This window comes from Indolivaga alginatilytica (assembly GCF_003201355.1).
GTDB classification, from domain to species: domain Bacteria; phylum Bacteroidota; class Bacteroidia; order Bacteroidales; family Dysgonomonadaceae; genus Dysgonomonas_A; species Dysgonomonas_A alginatilytica.
On the sequence record NZ_QICL01000012.1, the window covers coordinates 117,671 to 135,567 of the forward strand.

Annotated in this window: 22 protein-coding genes and 1 tRNA gene; 15 read left to right on the top strand and 8 right to left on the bottom strand. The window is 35.7% G+C overall.

Annotated elements, in window-relative coordinates; translation table 11 throughout:
- Positions 1 to 9 precede the first annotated feature (9 nt).
- The 5 genes from CLV62_RS10920 to serS all read right to left on the bottom strand — a co-directional run bounded on the left by CLV62_RS10920 (position 10) and on the right by serS (position 4,412).
- Complete coding sequence (locus CLV62_RS10920) at positions 10 to 798, bottom strand: aspartate dehydrogenase domain-containing protein (protein WP_110310816.1); 789 nt, start codon at positions 796 to 798, stop codon at positions 10 to 12.
- 123 nt (positions 799 to 921) lie between these two features.
- The gene (locus CLV62_RS10925) at positions 922 to 1,683 is read right to left on the bottom strand and encodes an MBL fold metallo-hydrolase (protein ID WP_110310817.1); all 762 of its coding nucleotides are present in this window, start codon (positions 1,681 to 1,683) and stop codon (positions 922 to 924) included.
- A 266-nt stretch (positions 1,684 to 1,949) separates the two neighbouring features.
- On the bottom strand, positions 1,950 to 2,471 hold the full coding sequence (locus CLV62_RS10930) for an SPOR domain-containing protein (RefSeq protein WP_110310818.1): 522 nt from the start codon (positions 2,469 to 2,471) through the stop codon (positions 1,950 to 1,952).
- Positions 2,472 to 2,672: 201 nt separating this feature from the next.
- Complete coding sequence (locus CLV62_RS10935; RefSeq protein ID WP_110310819.1) at positions 2,673 to 3,083, bottom strand: lipocalin-like domain-containing protein; 411 nt, start codon at positions 3,081 to 3,083, stop codon at positions 2,673 to 2,675.
- 54 nt (positions 3,084 to 3,137) lie between these two features.
- Positions 3,138 to 4,412, bottom strand: coding sequence for a serine--tRNA ligase (gene serS / locus CLV62_RS10940; protein ID WP_110310820.1), 1,275 nt, complete (start codon positions 4,410 to 4,412; stop codon positions 3,138 to 3,140).
- Positions 4,413 to 4,681: 269 nt separating this feature from the next.
- Here serS and CLV62_RS10945 point away from each other — a divergent pair, with 269 nt between their 5' ends.
- The 15 genes from CLV62_RS10945 to CLV62_RS11015 all read left to right on the top strand — a co-directional run bounded on the left by CLV62_RS10945 (position 4,682) and on the right by CLV62_RS11015 (position 16,368).
- Positions 4,682 to 5,719 carry a tetratricopeptide repeat protein gene (locus CLV62_RS10945; RefSeq protein WP_110310821.1) on the top strand — a complete coding sequence of 346 codons (1,038 nt, stop codon included), beginning with the start codon at positions 4,682 to 4,684 and terminating at the stop codon, positions 5,717 to 5,719.
- 69 nt (positions 5,720 to 5,788) lie between these two features.
- A complete protein-coding gene (locus tag CLV62_RS10950) occupies positions 5,789 to 6,340 on the top strand; it encodes an RNA polymerase sigma factor (RefSeq protein ID WP_110310822.1) in 552 nt (183 codons plus the stop codon).
- Positions 6,341 to 6,388: 48 nt separating this feature from the next.
- Positions 6,389 to 6,739 carry a hypothetical protein gene (locus CLV62_RS10955; RefSeq protein WP_110310823.1) on the top strand — a complete coding sequence of 117 codons (351 nt, stop codon included), beginning with the start codon at positions 6,389 to 6,391 and terminating at the stop codon, positions 6,737 to 6,739.
- Positions 6,740 to 6,878: 139 nt separating this feature from the next.
- Positions 6,879 to 7,346 (top strand): hypothetical protein, encoded by a 468-nt coding sequence (locus tag CLV62_RS10960; protein WP_110310824.1) that lies wholly within the window; start codon positions 6,879 to 6,881, stop codon positions 7,344 to 7,346.
- A 218-nt stretch (positions 7,347 to 7,564) separates the two neighbouring features.
- Entirely contained in the window at positions 7,565 to 8,416 is an 852-nt protein-coding gene (gene hisG, locus CLV62_RS10965; RefSeq protein WP_110310825.1) for an ATP phosphoribosyltransferase, read from the top strand.
- A 103-nt stretch (positions 8,417 to 8,519) separates the two neighbouring features.
- Positions 8,520 to 8,990 (top strand): hypothetical protein, encoded by a 471-nt coding sequence (locus tag CLV62_RS10970; RefSeq protein ID WP_146212729.1) that lies wholly within the window; start codon positions 8,520 to 8,522, stop codon positions 8,988 to 8,990.
- Positions 8,987 to 9,514 carry a GNAT family N-acetyltransferase gene (locus CLV62_RS10975; protein ID WP_110310827.1) on the top strand — a complete coding sequence of 176 codons (528 nt, stop codon included), beginning with the start codon at positions 8,987 to 8,989 and terminating at the stop codon, positions 9,512 to 9,514. The genes CLV62_RS10970 and CLV62_RS10975 overlap by 4 nt, the downstream gene beginning before the upstream one ends.
- A 117-nt stretch (positions 9,515 to 9,631) precedes the next feature.
- Entirely contained in the window at positions 9,632 to 10,909 is a 1,278-nt protein-coding gene (gene hisD / locus CLV62_RS10980; RefSeq protein ID WP_110310828.1) for a histidinol dehydrogenase, read from the top strand.
- Entirely contained in the window at positions 10,909 to 11,361 is a 453-nt protein-coding gene (locus tag CLV62_RS10985; RefSeq protein ID WP_245904075.1) for a GNAT family N-acetyltransferase, read from the top strand. The genes hisD and CLV62_RS10985 overlap by 1 nt, the downstream gene beginning before the upstream one ends.
- A gap of 124 nt (positions 11,362 to 11,485) precedes the next feature.
- Positions 11,486 to 11,935, top strand: a complete 450-nt coding sequence (locus tag CLV62_RS10990) for a cupin domain-containing protein (RefSeq protein WP_110310830.1) — start codon at positions 11,486 to 11,488, stop codon at positions 11,933 to 11,935.
- Positions 11,936 to 12,269: 334 nt separating this feature from the next.
- Positions 12,270 to 12,848, top strand: coding sequence for a DJ-1/PfpI family protein (locus CLV62_RS10995; protein WP_110310844.1), 579 nt, complete (start codon positions 12,270 to 12,272; stop codon positions 12,846 to 12,848).
- Between the two features lie 181 nt (positions 12,849 to 13,029).
- Complete coding sequence (gene hisC, locus CLV62_RS11000) at positions 13,030 to 14,061, top strand: histidinol-phosphate transaminase (RefSeq protein WP_110310831.1); 1,032 nt, start codon at positions 13,030 to 13,032, stop codon at positions 14,059 to 14,061.
- Position 14,062: 1 nt separating this feature from the next.
- Complete coding sequence (locus CLV62_RS11005) at positions 14,063 to 14,905, top strand: SPFH domain-containing protein (RefSeq protein WP_110310832.1); 843 nt, start codon at positions 14,063 to 14,065, stop codon at positions 14,903 to 14,905.
- A gap of 187 nt (positions 14,906 to 15,092) precedes the next feature.
- Positions 15,093 to 16,208 carry a bifunctional histidinol-phosphatase/imidazoleglycerol-phosphate dehydratase HisB gene (gene hisB / locus CLV62_RS11010; RefSeq protein WP_110310833.1) on the top strand — a complete coding sequence of 372 codons (1,116 nt, stop codon included), beginning with the start codon at positions 15,093 to 15,095 and terminating at the stop codon, positions 16,206 to 16,208.
- An 89-nt stretch (positions 16,209 to 16,297) separates the two neighbouring features.
- Positions 16,298 to 16,368: transfer RNA gene (locus CLV62_RS11015), tRNA-Cys, on the top strand.
- A gap of 82 nt (positions 16,369 to 16,450) precedes the next feature.
- Here the strand turns inward: CLV62_RS11015 and CLV62_RS11020 are convergent.
- The 3 genes from CLV62_RS11020 to CLV62_RS21700 all read right to left on the bottom strand — a co-directional run.
- A complete protein-coding gene (locus CLV62_RS11020) occupies positions 16,451 to 16,999 on the bottom strand; it encodes a hypothetical protein (protein WP_110310834.1) in 549 nt (182 codons plus the stop codon).
- Between the two features lie 232 nt (positions 17,000 to 17,231).
- Positions 17,232 to 17,639 carry a structural protein P5 gene (locus CLV62_RS11025; protein WP_110310835.1) on the bottom strand — a complete coding sequence of 136 codons (408 nt, stop codon included), beginning with the start codon at positions 17,637 to 17,639 and terminating at the stop codon, positions 17,232 to 17,234.
- A partial coding sequence (locus CLV62_RS21700) for a hypothetical protein (protein WP_394337200.1) occupies positions 17,632 to 17,897 on the bottom strand: 266 nt, incomplete at its 5' end. The genes CLV62_RS11025 and CLV62_RS21700, both read right to left, overlap by 8 nt.

Here is a 17,897-nt window from a genome sequence, read left to right on the forward strand (position 1 = left end):
CTTAATCTATTAGAACACAATAGGTGAAACGATATTAATCAGCGTACTCACCACCGACCATCCTGCAATTTCGGCCGTAGCGCTATACACATCTATAACAGCATGTACCTGATCATTCTCAATTTCGACCCTTTGAGTGTCTCCTCTAAAACCGGGAGTTGATTGCATAATCACTTGCATATTTTCGGGACCAACAGAAGCCAGCGAAGCTGCAACCGAAACATTAAGTCCCGTAGGAAAGACTCCTATCGCCTCCCTTGCTGTCCCTGAAAAGACTACACGCTTCTCTGTTTCCATAGATGGATCATACACTGATGATCGCCTCAAGGCAGCCTGTCCTTTTTCATTAAAGAATCTGGCTGATGCATTTCCCATTAAAGTAGCGGTCCTTAAAACATCGAAACCACCCGTAGCTCCGGATGCAATGTATACACGTGTGCCATGCGCCTTCGCAGTTTCCATTACCTCCTGATAAAAGGCAGTATCAGCCAAAGCACCAATAGATAAGGTGACAATAGAAGTTCCATTTTTCAGCGTAGGTAAAGCAAGTGCCTTCATGGCTGCAGGAGAAGCAGACTCTACCAAATAATCAGGCTTCAAAGCCAGCAGATCTTCTAACGTTGCACATGCTACACAGGGTTTTCCATGTTGTTGCATCTTAGTTACAATACGATCAGCCTTTGAAGCTGTACGCGAATAAACGCCAACCAAATCATATTCAGCCAACAAACCACTAACAACTGCATCCGCAACTATTTCGGCGAGATGTCCACATCCAACAATTACTAACTTTTTCATATAAACAAAGATACCTTTATTCAGGTCTCAGACCTATTTATTACTTAGACAAGCGTAAATACAACCGATCGAGTTACGATTAAATATGCTTGTTCTCAACAATTAGTGTTACTTATATCGATTTTACAATATATCTAACTCTAAACCATCAAATGATAAGAAAACATTTTCGGGTAATATTTTCGCCATTTCGGCATGTAATCCAAAATGGTGATTCATATGAGTAAGATAAGTTTTACGGGGAGCTATCCTCTTTATCTTTTCCAAAGCCTGATCCAAATTTTGGTGAGATACATGTTCTCTTATACGAAGTGCATTTATTACTAAAACGTCGAGCCCTTCCAGTTTATCATATTCTTCCTCCGGAATAAATTTAAGATCGGTAAGGTAAGCAAAGTTCCCGATCCTATAGCCAACTATGGGGAGCGTACCATGCATTAGTTTGATAGGGATAACCTCTATCCCTCCTGCTACAAAAAAAGGCTTTAAACTTATTTCGTTTAAAGCAATTATAGGTATACCCGGATATTTCTCTTCTGTAAAACAATATGGAATTCTTGATTTTAATGCTTCTGAAACATATTGCTCTAAATAGATCTCAATATCTCCAAATTTGCAAAAGGGACGTAAATCGTCAATTCCTCCCACATGGTCGTAATGTTCATGAGTTATTAAAAGTGCATCAATGGGTAAAAAATTAATCCCCAACATCTGCTGTCTAAAATCGGGACCGCAATCTATCAGTATAGACTTACCTTCTATATAAACAATAACCGATGCTCTTAATCTATTATTCCGCTTATCAGTTGATCTACATACATCACATTGGCAGCCAATTTCGGGTACTCCGGTTGAAGTTCCTGTGCCTAAAAATCTTACACGCATAATCTACATTAAGGCATCATGCCTCTTATTATTTTAGTAAACAGATATACCAAAGATAGCTATGATTAAAAGATACAGCAATAAATTCATTAAATATTTTACAGTATTTAAGCTCTCATTCCGTTTTATTTCTTTGGGTAAATATACCACTCCAACTAATTATAGTAATTAGATACAGCAAGAGATAATTGGCATTCCCCAGAAATAAAAATGGCTATTTCATTTTCAGAAATAGCCATTTATTAAGTCTTTATATTTTGACCTGATTAGTATTGTCTTTGCAATATCCAAAGATCGTCAAACGGTATACCGTATGTTCTTCTAAGAACATCGCTCGAACCGCTAGCCAAATATTTGTCACGAATAGTATTTCTTTCGTTTACAGCAGCAGCTTTATCATCGTAGCTTGCTATAATCACACGATACATACCTTGTTCGTTTTGGGCTAAGATAATTCTGTAACCTTCTTGTTCCATTCTGGCTTTCAATGCTTCAGCATTAGGTTTCACACTCAAAGAGGCGATAACCACACTATATGCTCTAAGTCCCGAAGCGTCAGTATCATATACTGGTGTAATTTTTTCTGTTCTTACTTTTTCGTTTGACGCATCTGTGTAAGCAGGATAAGCTGGCTTAGTAACCGGCGTTGCTGGTTGAGCTTTATTTTCTTCAAGTTCTCTTTCCTTGGCTGCCTCATATACAGATTTATAAGCACTTTGTTTTGGTTTACAAGAACCAAAAGCCACTAATAATGACAGTGCTAATCCAAATCCCAGTAGTTTATTCATAATCTCGTTGTTAAAAGTTATTTTTACAAAGATAATAATTTCTCCTATATCAAATAACAGATGAATACTAAAAATAGTTTAACCTCAGAAGGTATCTATAGCCTAATTTTAAGTAATTTCAAGTATTTATAGTTCTATTTTACAGTAATATCTAACAGAAGTACTTCTATAATAATCAAAATAGTAAAAAGACCCGAGACTTTAATATTTTTTGAAATATAAAATCTCCTCTTCCGACTCTAATATCAATGCTGATGAGGTATTCTTTTTTATAATAAAATTTCGAGACAGGTTATTCCATCCTAAACACGTATCGCATTCATAAGGACGGAAACTATCCCAAATAAGATCGACTTTTATTTCACCTCCTGATACACTATAATTACCAAACCCCATAAAGGTTTCAGTATCTGAGGTCAATTTCAAATACTGAAAGACATTTCTGTCGAAAGAATAGAAGATGGTATCCACATCCTGCTTCTTTCCATCCGAAGTTTCTATTTGGTTTAGCTGCCATCGACCTTCCAGATTCGAATTCTCGTCATCACCACAAGAATAAAAACCCAATAAGGAGAAGAAAAGAATTAGCAGACTTAATTTTCGAAAATTCATTAGCCTATTTATATTTTATAGAGGGCTAAAAAGCCAATAAGACGGTCTGAGACCTTAATTTATTATATCGAATCCAGTATAGGGAACCAAAGCCTTAGGGATATGTATCCCATCCGGTTTCTGATTATTCTCGAGCAAAGCCGCTACAATTCGAGGCAAAGCCAATGCACTGCCATTTAAGGTATGCACCAGTTGGGTTTTCTTATATTCTGTAGTACGGTATCTGCATTTAAGGCGGTTGGCCTGAAAGCTTTCGAAATTAGACACAGAGCTTACCTCCAACCAACGTTTTTGGGCAGCGGAAAATACTTCGAAATCGAATGTCAATGCAGAAGTAAAACTCATATCCCCACCACAAAGGCGAAGTATACGCCACGGTAATCCCAATTCCTCAACCAACGATTCAACATGATTTACCATTTCTTTCAATGATTCATATGAATGTTCGGGAGTATCTATACGTACAATCTCTACTTTATCGAACTGGTGTAAACGGTTCAATCCGCGAACATCCTTTCCATAAGAACCTGCTTCTCGCCTGAAACATGCCGAATAGGCTGTATTTTTGACCGGAAGGTCTTTTTCTTCCAGAATAACATCGCGATATATATTTGTAACCGGAACTTCCGCTGTCGGTATAAGATACAAATCGTCCAAAGTCGCATGATACATCTGACCTTCTTTATCGGGAAGATTACCAGTTCCGTAACCCGAAGCTGCATTCACAACGTATGGTGGCTGAACTTCGATATATCCGGCATCACGTGCTTTATCTAAAAAGAAGTTTATAAGCGCTCTTTGCAGACGGGCACCTTTTCCTTTATATACAGGAAAACCTGCACCTGCAATCTTTACTCCCAATTCAAAATCTATCAGATCGTATTTTTTTGCCAAGTCCCAGTGAGGAAGAGCTTCATCTCCCAAATCAGGAATAGCACCTCCTGTTTTAATCTCAACATTATCTTCTGCAACCCGACCCTCCGGAACTTCATCCGCAGGTAGATTAGGTATAAGTACAAGCATTTCCTGCACCTGCATCTCAGCATCTTTAAGATCTGCTTCCAATACTTGAATACGACCTTTAACCTCTTGTACAAAAGAACGTTGGTTTTCGGCTTCGTCTTTCTTTCCCTCTTTCATCAAAGCACCAATGCTTTTCGATTTGGCATTTACATCCGCAAGAAGTCCGTCTAACTCAGTTTGTATATCTCTACGTCTTTTATCTTCGCCCAACACTTTGTAGATGATTTCTTTTCCATCAAAATGCTTTTTAGCTAACTTTTTTATAACAGCCTCAGGGTTATCATTAATTGTCTTGATCGTTAACATCTTATTCTTTACTATTTAGATATTGGAAATATTTATCAAAACCGGTAATACTACAAGAGATTTTTAGAACCTTAACTCGCGTGTTATTATCAATTTGACGAACAAAGGTATAAATATTTTAAGTCACTTCTAAGAGGTTAGTATATATAAATAAGAAAAAAGTAAATTCAGTGAATATTCCGAAAAATTCATAAACTCGCATAAGTAATATAGAGGGCTATGGAGATTTTTAGTACTTTTACCTCTCCAAAATATAATTTTTACTTAGAATGCGGTTATTAGTCATTATAATTATCCTCTTGTTCTCTTGTTCAACTATATCATATACACAGCCTACATCTGACAAATTAATCAGAAAAGGTGTCAGCCTCCACGACAAAGGACGCTATCAGGATGCTATCAGTTATTACCAGCAAGCGCTAAAGGCTAATCCGTCTTCCATGTCTGCAACCTACGAAATGGCATTGTCCTATCTTCATCTTAAGGATTATGATAATGCACTGAAATATAGCACTAAAGTTATAAACGCCAATTTCAAACCTCTTCTGGTAGATGCTTACTGCGTAAAGAGCACAGCTCTTGCCGATATGAATAAACTGGATCAATCCGTCAAATTATTAAATGAAGCTTTGGAAAGATGTGGAGACGAGTACCTGCTTCATTACAATCTGGGATTAAGTTATTTTAAAGCTAAAAACTTAAAGCTCTCTATTTTCCATTTGCAAAAAGCCATTGAAATAGATACCACTCACCCCAGTGCCTTTTTACTATACGCTTATGTGTTAAGTGATTCGGACAGATGGATACAAAGCTTTCTATCGTTCCACTTCTTCTTATTGCTTGAGCCGAATACCGATCGATCTAAAGATGCATTCGGTGAAATGTATGATATTATCACACAAAAAATTCCGGCAAATTCCCCTCGGTTGACTCCTGAAGATGGTATTGACAGACAAAAAATATACGATCAGCTTCGAACCATGCAGCCTAAGGTTGAAGATCAGCGGTTTCAATATGCTTATTTTGAACAAGCATCGCGAACCATCTTTTTCACTTTGAGCCAAATGCAGAACGATACTCGCAAAGGTATGTTATGGGATTTTTACGTCCCTATTTACACGGAAATACTAGAGTCGGGATATTTCGAAACGTATTGCAGGTATGTAAGCGTCTCTTATTTTCCGGTCTCGCTCGAATGGTGGAACAATAACACGGCTAAAGTAGACGGTTTTATCTCCTGGTTTGAAGACGGGCAAGGTTCAACGGTTGATAATGAAGATGATTTTGGAGATGACTCGGATTTATGATAATTCAGTTACAAGTAAATGCAATTGCTTGTTCACTAATTTTCTTGTAACTTGTAACTAATAAAAAAAATGACAGAAGCGGAAGAAGCTCTATTAGTTAAAAGACTATTGGATGAGAAGACCCAAAGGGATGCTTTCTCTGTTTTGGTTAAGTCGTTCAGTGAGCGGCTTTATTGGCAGATCAGGAAAATTGTTATTTCCCATGAAGATGCCAACGATGTCCTGCAAAACGCATTTATCAAGGTATGGACTAATATCGACAGTTTCAGAGGTGACTCTAAATTGACGACCTGGCTATATAAAATAGCCATCAACGAGAGTATCTCTTTTATAAATAAGCAACGACAACAACAAAACGTACCGTTGGATGACAGTGACAACTTTCTGGAAGCAAAACTCGAAAGCGATTCTTATTTTGACGGTGACGAAGCACAGTTGAAGCTGCAAAAAGCAATACTCACTTTACCTGAAAAACAAAGGATAGTCTTCAATTTGAAGTATTTTGAAGAAATGAAATACGAGGAGATGTCTGAAGTTCTCGACACCTCTGTAGGAGCCCTCAAAGCATCTTATCATCATGCTGTGAAAAAAATTGAAGATTTTTTATCACTATCCAATTAAACCTTTTTCATTTTAAAGAGTCTATAATATACTCAAAAGATTAGTAGTATGTTGAACAATATCGAAAAAAACAATCCGTTCAGAGTTCCGGAAAATTACTTTCAGAATTTCAATGAAGAAATCATGAATAAACTGCCGGAAAAGAAGGAGCAAAAGAAAATTGTTCCTCTATGGAAGTCTGTTGGTAAGTGGGTGGCTGCCGCAGCTGTGGTTACAGGCATTGCTGTACTGGGAACTAATTATATGGAGAACCATTCTCCTGATATTAATAACTTCTCAAAAGAAAGCTATGCCCCTGCTGATGAAAATTTGGTTTCTCTGGAAAACGATTATTATCAGTTTCTGGAAGACGAAGCAACACAATTGGTCTACAAAGACGCAGTTTACAGTGTAGAATAATTAAAGGTCGCAGACCTTTTTATTACTTTGGTAAGCATAACAGCAATAGTCTGTTATAATTCGAAAGGATATCATTAAATGCTTCTGTTTACTTAATAAAGCATCGCATTAATATTAAATATTACTTAAATACAAGATTATGCAACATAAGAATATTTTACTTCTTCTCGTACTTTCCATCTTTTCTTATTTTCCATTATCAGCGCAAGAGCATTCGCATAGTGGAAACTTCGATATAGATGCATTCAAGAAGAAAAGAGCCGAATTTATTATAGAAAAAGTAAATCTGACTGATGCAGAGGCCAAAGCTTTTATTCCTCTCGCCAATGAGTTGCTGGATAAACGCTTTGAATTAAACAGAGCGATAAGAAAAGAATCCAGAGAACTTCGTAAGAAAAGCAATAAAACAAATGCCGATTACGAACGATTACTCGAAGCAAGCAGTACCGTTAAAATAAAAGAAGCTCAACTCGAACAAGAATATCTGCAAAAATTCAAAAAGGTTTTATCTGCCGAAAAAATATATAAATATAAACAAGCAGATGCCGAGTATATGAAAGAATTGGTAGACACTAAATCAGGAAGAGAAAGATCCAGAAGAAAATAATCGGGAAATTTCTTTGAGTTTTATTTTTTCTTACTATATTTGTCTTTGTATAAAAAATATTAATAATGACAAGACAATTACATCATCATCACCTCTATTTCTCTTCATTTGGTAAGTGAGGTCTTATTATGATGTATTTTCAAAATAACACAAGAAGTAAAGACTTACCTAGATATAGGTGAGTCTTTTTTTTTTAACTTAATCACTTTAATAAATATATGCTACGCATTGCTATCCAATCAAAAGGTCGTCTATTTGAAGAAACAATGGAACTTCTACAAGAGGCTGGTATCAAACTTAATAATAAGAAGAGAACATTACTTGTTCCCGTAAAAGGTTTTGATGTAGAAATTCTATTTCTCCGAGACGATGATATTCCTCAGGCTGTTGCCACAGGCGTAGCCGATGTTGGAATTGTTGGAGAAAACGAATTCGTAGAGAAAAAAGAAGGCTCACTAATCACCAAACGTCTCGGGTTCAGTAAATGTCGCTTATCGTTGGCTATTCCGAAAGATATTGACTATATAGATCTAAACTGGTTTCACAACAAGACAATCGCAACCTCTTACCCCCACATACTAAAGAAATACTTAGCTGATAATTCTATAGAATCAGAAATACATGTTATTTCGGGATCTGTTGAAATCGCACCAAGTATAGGGCTTGCTGATGCTATATTCGATATTGTGAGTTCAGGTAGTACACTAGTAAGTAACAGGCTTAAAGAGGTGGCAGTTGTAATGCAATCCGAAGCATTATTAATTGCAAACAACAGCCTATCAGAAGAGAAAAAAGCAATATTAGACGAATTAATATTCAGAATAGAATCAGTGCAGTTCGCAGAAGGTAAAAAATATATTTTGCTGAATGCGCCTAATGACAAGGTCGAAGATATTATTTCACTTCTACCGGGTATGAAAAGCCCTACAGTGATGCCTCTGGCTGAATCGGGATGGAGTTCTATACATTCCGTAATCTCTGAAAAACAATTCTGGGATATTATCGGAAAATTAAAAGCTCTGGGAGCGGAAGGAATACTAGTGATTCCTATTGAAAAAATGATCTTATAAAGGTCTCAGTCCAATTTATTGCTTTGGTAAGCATGATAACAACTGATAGTTATGATTCTGAAATACGACACTAAATCTTTTTGTCACTTAATAAGAAACTCTGATGCAAAGCGTTAAAGGATATTTCACCATAATGTATACGGTATACATAAGTATGCTTTTGCTCCCCAGTGTATTTCTATTTCTTGCATTGGCCAATAAGAAGCACAATGATTTCTCTAAATATGATATACCTTATATTATCGCAGACGGAATTGTTATAGCTTTTGGCTTTTATGCAGCTTATTTCTATTCTCAAAAAAAGATAAAAGAAGCGAAACGAAAAAGAGGATTGCACGAAAAATTATCGAAATATCAGAAAGTATTATTTATCCCCTGGATAATCTTAGATATGATAGCAGTATTTTCTATTGTATGCTATATAATAACAGGAGAACTCATTTTTGTCTGTATAACTATCTTTTCACTTGTTATTTTATTTCTCAATAAACCTAACCTGTCGAACATTGTAGAAAGGTTAGATTTACCTGAAGATGAACAACGAGTTTTACAAAATCCAAAATCAGCGATATGATAGAAATTACAGGAACAGTCGTCCTACACCCGACAACACTAGAATCGACTTCTGATATTTATCAGGCGATAATCAGAGAACGAAATTATCTGAGGACATGGTTACCGTTTGTTGATTGGACTAAAGATGAAAGTGACACTCTCGCCTATGTGCAGGGAGTAATCGATAATAAAGAAGTCCAATATAGTATTTATGACTCCGATAAATTTATCGGTCGTATTGGGTTTAATCATATGGATCCCCTTAATCATAAAGCCGAAATTGGTTACTGGATCATAGAGGAAGCTCAAGGAAAAGGTATTATAACCAGATCAGTAAAAGAATTACTAATGTTGGGATTTACCGAACTCAATCTGAATAAAATTGTAATCAGAGCTGCTATCGGAAACACTAAAAGTCGTAACATTCCTGAAAAACTAGGTTTCACTCAGGAAGGCATTGAACGTGACGGCGAATTACTTGTTGATAATAAGTATACCGATTTAGCAGTTTACGGACTACTAAAAAAAGAATTCAAGGTCTGAGACCTTATACTTTATAAGTTCGCAGAACTATTTATTGCTTTGGCAAGCAAAACAGCGATAGGTTGTTATGCCTTTAAAATGTATCATTAAATATTTTATTTTACTTACTTACAAAAAATGAAAGTTATAAAATATCCGCAAAGGAACGATTGGTCGAAAATTTTGGCTCGCCCTACATTCGATACTTCTTCATTGAATGCAACTGTAAGCTCTATCTTAGCTGAAATAAAATCAGGAGGGGATAAAACGGTTATTGCTTATGAGGAGAAATTTGATAAAGTACAATTGTCTACTCTCGCAGTATCCGGCAAAGAAATAGAGGAATCGGAAAAGTATCTTTCCGAAGAGCTTAAAGCTGCAATAAGAACCGCCAAAAGCAATATTGAGAAATTTCATTCAGCACAAAAATTCGAAACCAAGAAAATAGAAACTACTAAAGGTGTCGTTTGCTGGCAAAAAGCGGTCGGCATCCAAAAAGTAGGATTATATATACCCGGAGGCACAGCACCATTATTTTCTACAGTATTAATGCTTGCCATTCCTGCAACTATTGCCGGATGCCAAGAAATAGTACTGTGTACCCCTCCCGACAAAGAAGGAAACGTAAACCCTGCCATACTATATGCTGCAAAAGTAGCAGGAGTTAGCAAAATTTTCAAGATTGGTGGTGTACAAGCTATTGGAGCAATGGCTTACGGAACAGAAAGTGTTCCTAAAGTTTATAAAATATTCGGACCGGGAAATCAATATGTAATGGCGGCTAAACAATTGGTTAGCCTGAAAGACGTTGCTATAGATATGCCGGCAGGTCCATCGGAAGTACAAGTAATTGCCGATGAGACAGCAAATCCCGCTTTTATTGCATCCGATCTATTATCTCAGGCAGAACATGGGGTTGATAGTCAGGTTATACTAACTACGACTAACGAGGCGATTATAGAATCTGTTATATCTGAAATAAAGAAACAGCTGGCAGACTTACCCCGAAAGGAAATCGCAGAAAAAGCCCTTCAACATAGTATAGCTATCTTAGTGAAGGATGATGAGGAGCTTATCGAGCTAACAAATGAATATGCTCCCGAACACCTCATTATTGAAACTAAAAACTATACTGATCTTGCCGATAAGATAGTTAATGCAGGATCTGTATTTCTAGGTCATTATACACCCGAAAGTGCCGGAGATTATGCTTCGGGAACCAATCATACTTTACCGACCAACGGTCATGCTAAAGCATATAGCGGAGTAAATCTGGATAGTTTTGTTAAGAAGATTACATTTCAGGAAATCAGTAAAGAAGGAATAGAAAACCTGGGAGCTACTATTGAAATTATGGCAGAAAACGAATTACTTTTTGCTCATAAGAATGCTATAACACTTCGCTTGAAAAAATAATGGAACTAAAGCTCATAACATATCAATCGCCGGAATATCACGAAATGGTTGCTCTTCGGTACAGTGTATTAAGAGAACCGCTTGGTTTGATCTTTACCAAAGAAGACTTGCTGAAAGATGAAAATGATTTGTTATTAGTTGCATGTTTGCCTAAAAGCGAGAAGATAGTAGGCTGTTGTATACTCACTCCTCTTAATGAGTATACAGGACAATTACGTCAAATGGCTATAGCCCCTTTTATGCAAGGAAAAGGTGTAGGAGCTCAGCTCCTACAATTTGCCGAAAATACAGCGAAAGATCTTCAGTATAAATATATCTATCTGCATGCCCGAAAAGTAGCTGTCGATTTTTATAAGAAACACAGTTATACAATAGAAGGCGATCAATTTACGGAAGTAGGAATTCCACACTTTGAAATGTTGAAACAATTAAGCTCACAGAGCATTTTATAGCTTTGGCAAGTGTAACAAATAGAGACTGTTACAGTCATAAAATACAGCAATAAATACTTCACATTACTTAGTTATGATTTGAAAAGAATATAATAATTATTTTAGATTACTTAAAATACAAAATATGGACAGCGAGAAAAAACATGTATTAGATATTGTTTCCAACTATATAGATATTACACTTACACCTTTCGGTAAACCTCAAAGAGCCGTTATTGACGTAGAAAAAAGAGATCCGATGTATGGCGGAAACGGTGTAGTATATATGCTTTCTATTTTCGAGAAAGACGAATTAGTCAACAACCGTATCGGAGTATACATGGTATTGATGAACAAGGGCGATCAGGCAGGTTTCCATGAACATGGAAGCAAAAAAGAGCAAGAATTATATGTATTAATAAACGGTCAGGGCGAATATATCGAACGTATTGGTGAAGATAATATAACACGTAAATTTGATCTTAAAAAAGGAAATGTAACCTGTATTAAAGGAGATAACAATTATCATTCGATTATCAATACCGGAAATGAGCCATTAATTATATTTGTGGTGACAACATACGAGGCAAAATAAGATACCTTTTGCTAATCATATACATATCAAAAGTTTTTTTTATTTATCTATAAGAGGGATAAGGAGTTATACGAAAATTATAGAAAAGAAAGAAAAAAGCTTCAAAAAAGTGTCACTTTTGTTACTTTTGTAACCTTTTTAATTGCTATCTATTGTTTTACAGCCACTTACATAAAACACAAAAGTGTCACTTACAAGTCATTTACTTGTTACCTTTGTTACTTACTGGTGTGCTTTTTGTAACTAATGTCACTTTTTGAGAGGACTTTTCAACTCCCGAGTGGCTTTATTTCTTATATTTCGGAAGAGTATTCATTTATAAAACATGACAGCTATGAGCAAGAAAATTTTAATGTTAGCAGGTGATTTCGTTGAAGATTATGAATTAATGGTTCCATATCAGGCATTAGAATCATTGGGTTTTCATGTAGATGTAGTTTGCCCCGATAAAAAAGCAGGAGATAAGATTGCAACAGCCATACATGATTTTACCGAATTTCAAACATATATCGAATTGAGAGGACATAACTTTGTTATTACTAAAAATTTCGATGACGTAAGGCTCGATGAATACAGCGGATTATATATAACCGGAGGAAGAGCTCCCGAATATATTCGTCTGAATAAAAAAGTATTAGAGTATACACGTTACTTTTTTGAGAAAAATTTACCTGTTGCAGCTATCTGCCACGGCATACAAATATTGACTGCGGCAAAAGTTGTTACAGGCAGAACCCTGACTTGTTATGCAGCCGTTGCTCCCGAAGTTGAATTAGCCGGAGGTAACTATAAAAACATTGCTCCTGCAGAAGCTATTACCGATGGTAACTTAACAACATCACCTGCCTGGCCGGGACATCAGGCAATATTGGCTGAGTTTTACAAATTGTTGGGTGTTAAAATATCAATCTAAGGTCTTTGACCCTCTTATTAAGTAAAAGAAAGTATTTAATGATATGCTTTGGCCTTATAACAAGCTTTGGCTATTTTGCTTACCAAAGCAATAAAAAGGTCTAAGACCTTATAACCAAAAGTATAGAGACAAGTAGATTTATTTACCTCATTTAAAAACGTTACTATTTATTCTTATAAAAATGAATTTACAACAGCTAGTTCGCAAAAACATATGGAACTTAAAAGCATACTCTTCAGCAAGAGATGAATTTAAAGGAGAAGCTTCCGTTTATCTGGATGCTAACGAAAACCCGTTGAATGGACCTTACAACCGCTATCCCGATCCATTACAATGGAAACTCAAAGAAAAGGTATCCAGGATAAAACAAGTCGATGTAAAGAAAATTTTCTTCGGTAATGGAAGCGACGAACCTATAGATCTTGTTATCCGTATATTCTGCGAACCTGCTGTTGATAATATTGTTGCTATCGATCCAACTTATGGAATGTACAAAGTTTGTGCAGATATCAACAATGTTGAATATAGACAAGTACTCCTTAAAGATCATTTTATACTAGATGCAGAGAGTGTTCTAAAAGCAACGGACGACAATACTAAAATAATATTTCTTTGCTCCCCCAACAATCCTTCCGGTAATCTATTGGATAAAAACGAAATCTTGAAAATAATTCAAAATTTCTCAGGAATTGTTGTTGTTGACGAAGCTTATATTGACTTTGCCCCCGACGCAAGCTGGGTGCCTCAATTAGATAAGTATCCAAATCTTATAATCTTACAAACATTCTCCAAAGCATGGGGAATAGCAGCCGTAAGACTAGGTATGGCATTTGCGTCTCCCGAAATAATCAGCTTATTTAACAAAGTAAAATATCCTTATAACATAAATGTGTTAACTCAAAATTTTGTGCAAGCAGAATTAGACAAGCTGGAGTTAAAGGAAGAGTGGGTTAAAACGATCTTACAACAAAGAACTCACCTTGAAAAAGAATTGAAAAAAATAGCCCTTGTTGAAAAGATATATCCTTCGGATGCTAACTTTATATTAGTCAAAGTTGATGATGCTAATGTGATATATAACAAGTTGGTTGATCGTGGTATTATTATACGCAACAGAAATACAGTCTCATTATGCAATGGCTGCCTTCGGATAACCATTGGCACGGAAACCGAAAATAACACACTGATCGAAGCATTATCACATATCATATAACATGCCAATAGAAGAAGATAAAAAAGTAAAGAAGGGTCGAAAAAAGTGGAAATTCCTACTTGTATTGTTATTAATAATAGCAATAGGTGGAATATTCAGTAAATTTTTCATGCAAATAAAGCATATCCCATCCGGATATATCGGTATAAAATCGAGCATAGGCAATCCTCTCGATAATAGCGTAGATTACGATATAAAGTTGATAAAAGGCTATGTTATATTTATGCCTCTCTATACGGAAATAACGGTCTACCCTACTACTATTCAAACAGCTGCATATGATTCTATTAAAGTAAATGCACTTGATGGAACCGAATTTATTGTAAAGCCCAGAATTTCTTATCTACTGGACGAAGCTAAAGCTAAACTTCTTTATCAAAACAATAAAAAAAGCTTAGGTGAGATAAACACCGGTTATCTCAAAGAGATTATCGCTCATTCTTATACCACTGCTGCCGGAACTTTCAGTTCCGACTCCCTCGTCAGTAATAAAAATGCCTTCGAAATTGAAGTTAGCAAAACACTGGCTGCAAAAATGAGCGAAATAGGTTTGATACTTAAAAATACAAACTCAAATCTTCAAATTCCGCAAAAGATAAAAGACATAATTGCACTTCGCAGTCAAACGCTGCAAAATGCAATCTTAGCAGAAGATAGAAAGAAACAAGCTGAAGCCGAAGCCGAAATACAATTATTAGAAGCAAGAACCAAAAGCAGAGAAGACTCTTTAAAAAATTCGGCAATGACCAATCATGCTATTCAAAAGATGTTTATCGAAAAATGGGATGGTAAATTGCCGGTATATGGTGATACTCCTAAGATTTATAAAAATATAACTGAATAATAAGGTCTTAGACCTATTTAAAACCTTGGCAAGTATAACAACAATAGACTGTTAAGGTCTTAGACCTTTTTATTGCTTTGGTAAGCATAACAGCAATAGCCTGTTATAATCCAAAAGTATATTATTAAATACTTTCATTTACTTATAAGCCCGAAATAGATCATTAAATACTTTTACATACTTACTAATGAAGAAAAAAGCCCTATTCATAGATCGAGACGGAACAATCGTGGTAGAACCTCCTATCGATTATCAATTAGACAGCCTCGAAAAATTAGAATTCTACCCGAAAGTCCTTAGAAATTTATTCTTCATACAAAAGAATCTGGATTTTGAATTTGTGATGGTTACCAATCAAGACGGACTTGGGACTTCCTCTTTTCCCGAAGATACATTCTGGCCTGCCCACAACAAGATGCTAAAAACATTAGAAGGCGAAAACATTATTTTCAGTGATATTTTAATCGATAGAAGCTTTCCTGAAGACAATGCTCCTACGCGTAAACCTCGCACAGGTATGCTTACAAAATACCTTTCGGGAGATTATGACTTACAAAATTCGTTTGTTATAGGAGATAGACTGACCGATATTGAATTAGCTAAAAATTTAGGATGTAAAGGTATTTTTCTGAAAGAAGATACGGAGATTCCTTCCGAATTAAAAGAATACTGTGCATTACAAACTGAGGATTGGGACGCTGTAAGCGAATTCCTTTTCGCTGGTGAACGTAAAGCTGAAATAAAACGTACCACCAAGGAGACTGATATATACGTATCTCTTAATTTAGATGGAAAAGGTAAATGTGATATCCACACAGGATTGTCTTTCTTCGATCATATGCTGGATCAAATAGGTAAGCATTCAAATACAGACCTTATAATAAAAGTAAACGGTGATTTAAACGTAGATGAGCACCATACCATTGAAGATACAGCCATCGCACTAGGAGAAGCCCTTTCCAAGGCATTAGGGGACAAAAGGGGTATAGAACGGTACGGTTACTGTTTACCTATGGATGATTGCCTATGTACTGTTGCTATCGACTTCGGAGGAAGACCATGGTTAGTATGGGATGCCGATTTTAAACGCGAAAAAGTAGGCGATATGCCAACTGAGATGTTTCTACACTTTTTCAAGTCACTGAGCGATGCCGCAAAAATGAATCTTAATATAAAAGCTGAAGGTGCAAATGAGCATCATAAAATAGAAGGAATCTTTAAAGCCTTGGCCCGATCGATAAAAATGGCGAAACAAAGAGATATCTTTAATTACGAACTACCTAGTACAAAGGGTATTATTTAACAATTTGGATAATTTGGTCTAATATTAGCCGAATTGTTTTGGCAAAATCAAGATATTGACTTATATTTGCACTCGCTAAGCCCAAATTTGGTTCCTTGGCCGAGTGGCTAGGCACCGGTCTGCAAAACCGTCTACGGCGGTTCGAATCCGCCAGGAACCTCAAAAAATCACAAAAGCGACTTATAATCAAATGATTACAGGTCGCTTTTATCTTTACAGTCTGAATTTTGGTCTGAATTGCACTAAAACTTATACTTCAAGCCTATATCAACCCCTTTTTTATTAAAGTCAGTTACATATCTTAGTTCAAGACCTATATCGTGATAGAATATACCACCTCCAATACCGATATAATTTAAAGTACTGTATGACATACTCGCATAAGGCATCCAGATTTGTTTTTTTTGAATCGATATTTCTTTTTGTATAGGAGTAAAATTATAATCTAATCCGGCTAACTTGTTATATTGAATGACTGGGAACAATTCTAACTTACCTTTCGCTTTATCATCAAATGCGATCACCTTATAACTTCGCTTAAGTTCGTAATCTGCTATAATAGCTGCTGTATCAACAGGTGCATATCTATATTTGATACTTCCCGTATCTCGATATTGAATGTTAGGCTTTTCCTCTTTTAATAATTCAAATTTCGAAGTGTCTATTGATGCAGTTACAGTTTCGCCCTTTACATATTTTACGTCTTTATCGGTCTTAATTGTTGGACCGATAAAGAAACCGATAACCAAGGCAAGTAATATTATCAAAACGAGGTATTTGTTTAATTTCATATATTTGTAAGATTACTTAAATTTTCACTTATTTTTCTTGAATAAGAATTTCCTTATTCAAATTACCACCAAAATATACCGCCCCAAATAAGTGTGTAGATTATAAATACTACAAAAAGAATAGGTTTGCGTAGATCTGGTAAATAGCCGTATTCCTCTTTTACGAATAGCAGATAACCAACACTAATTATAAGTGCTATCGCATAGATAATTATGTTCCAATGTATATTTATCATCTCATTATTCTATTCTGTAATTCAAAGCCGGCTACAACATCACCCATAACAGCCTCTACGCCATTTTCCATTCTGGACATAGCAGCTACGATATCAATATAATCATCACCATCATAATTGGTAAGTACTTTATTTTTGTCAACTCCCGACCATTTAGCTACAGAATCAATATAAGCCTGTGTATTATTTTCATTCGGTGGTGCCCATCTGCCTATTATCTTTTCAATAGTATTCAAACCTTGTTTACGATAAGTGTCTAAGACTACAAACATAGACCTGTAACCGTATGCCATAGTTCTAAATTGTTTGAAACTCTTATCCTGTGATGGTATAATTTCGCCTTGAAACTTATCATTATTAATCCGAATGTTACCCGGATTGCAATTTCTTAAACCTCTACTCATTTTCTTTTTCCTCCTTTTCTTTTTCTTTTAATAATTCGGTTATTCCTTTTAATACATCCTCTTTGTGCTCTAGTAGTATGGCTAATTCCTTGATGCTTTTGTTTAGTTTACGCCTGTCCTTTTCGTGTGCTTTTTCCATTACTGACTTTGCTTCGATAAATACCAGAAAGGCACTTGCTAATAGGGTAAAATAGGGTAATGGTGCAATAAAAGAGGCTAGTACATCAAACATGAAGGCAAAGCATAGTAATCCGTAAT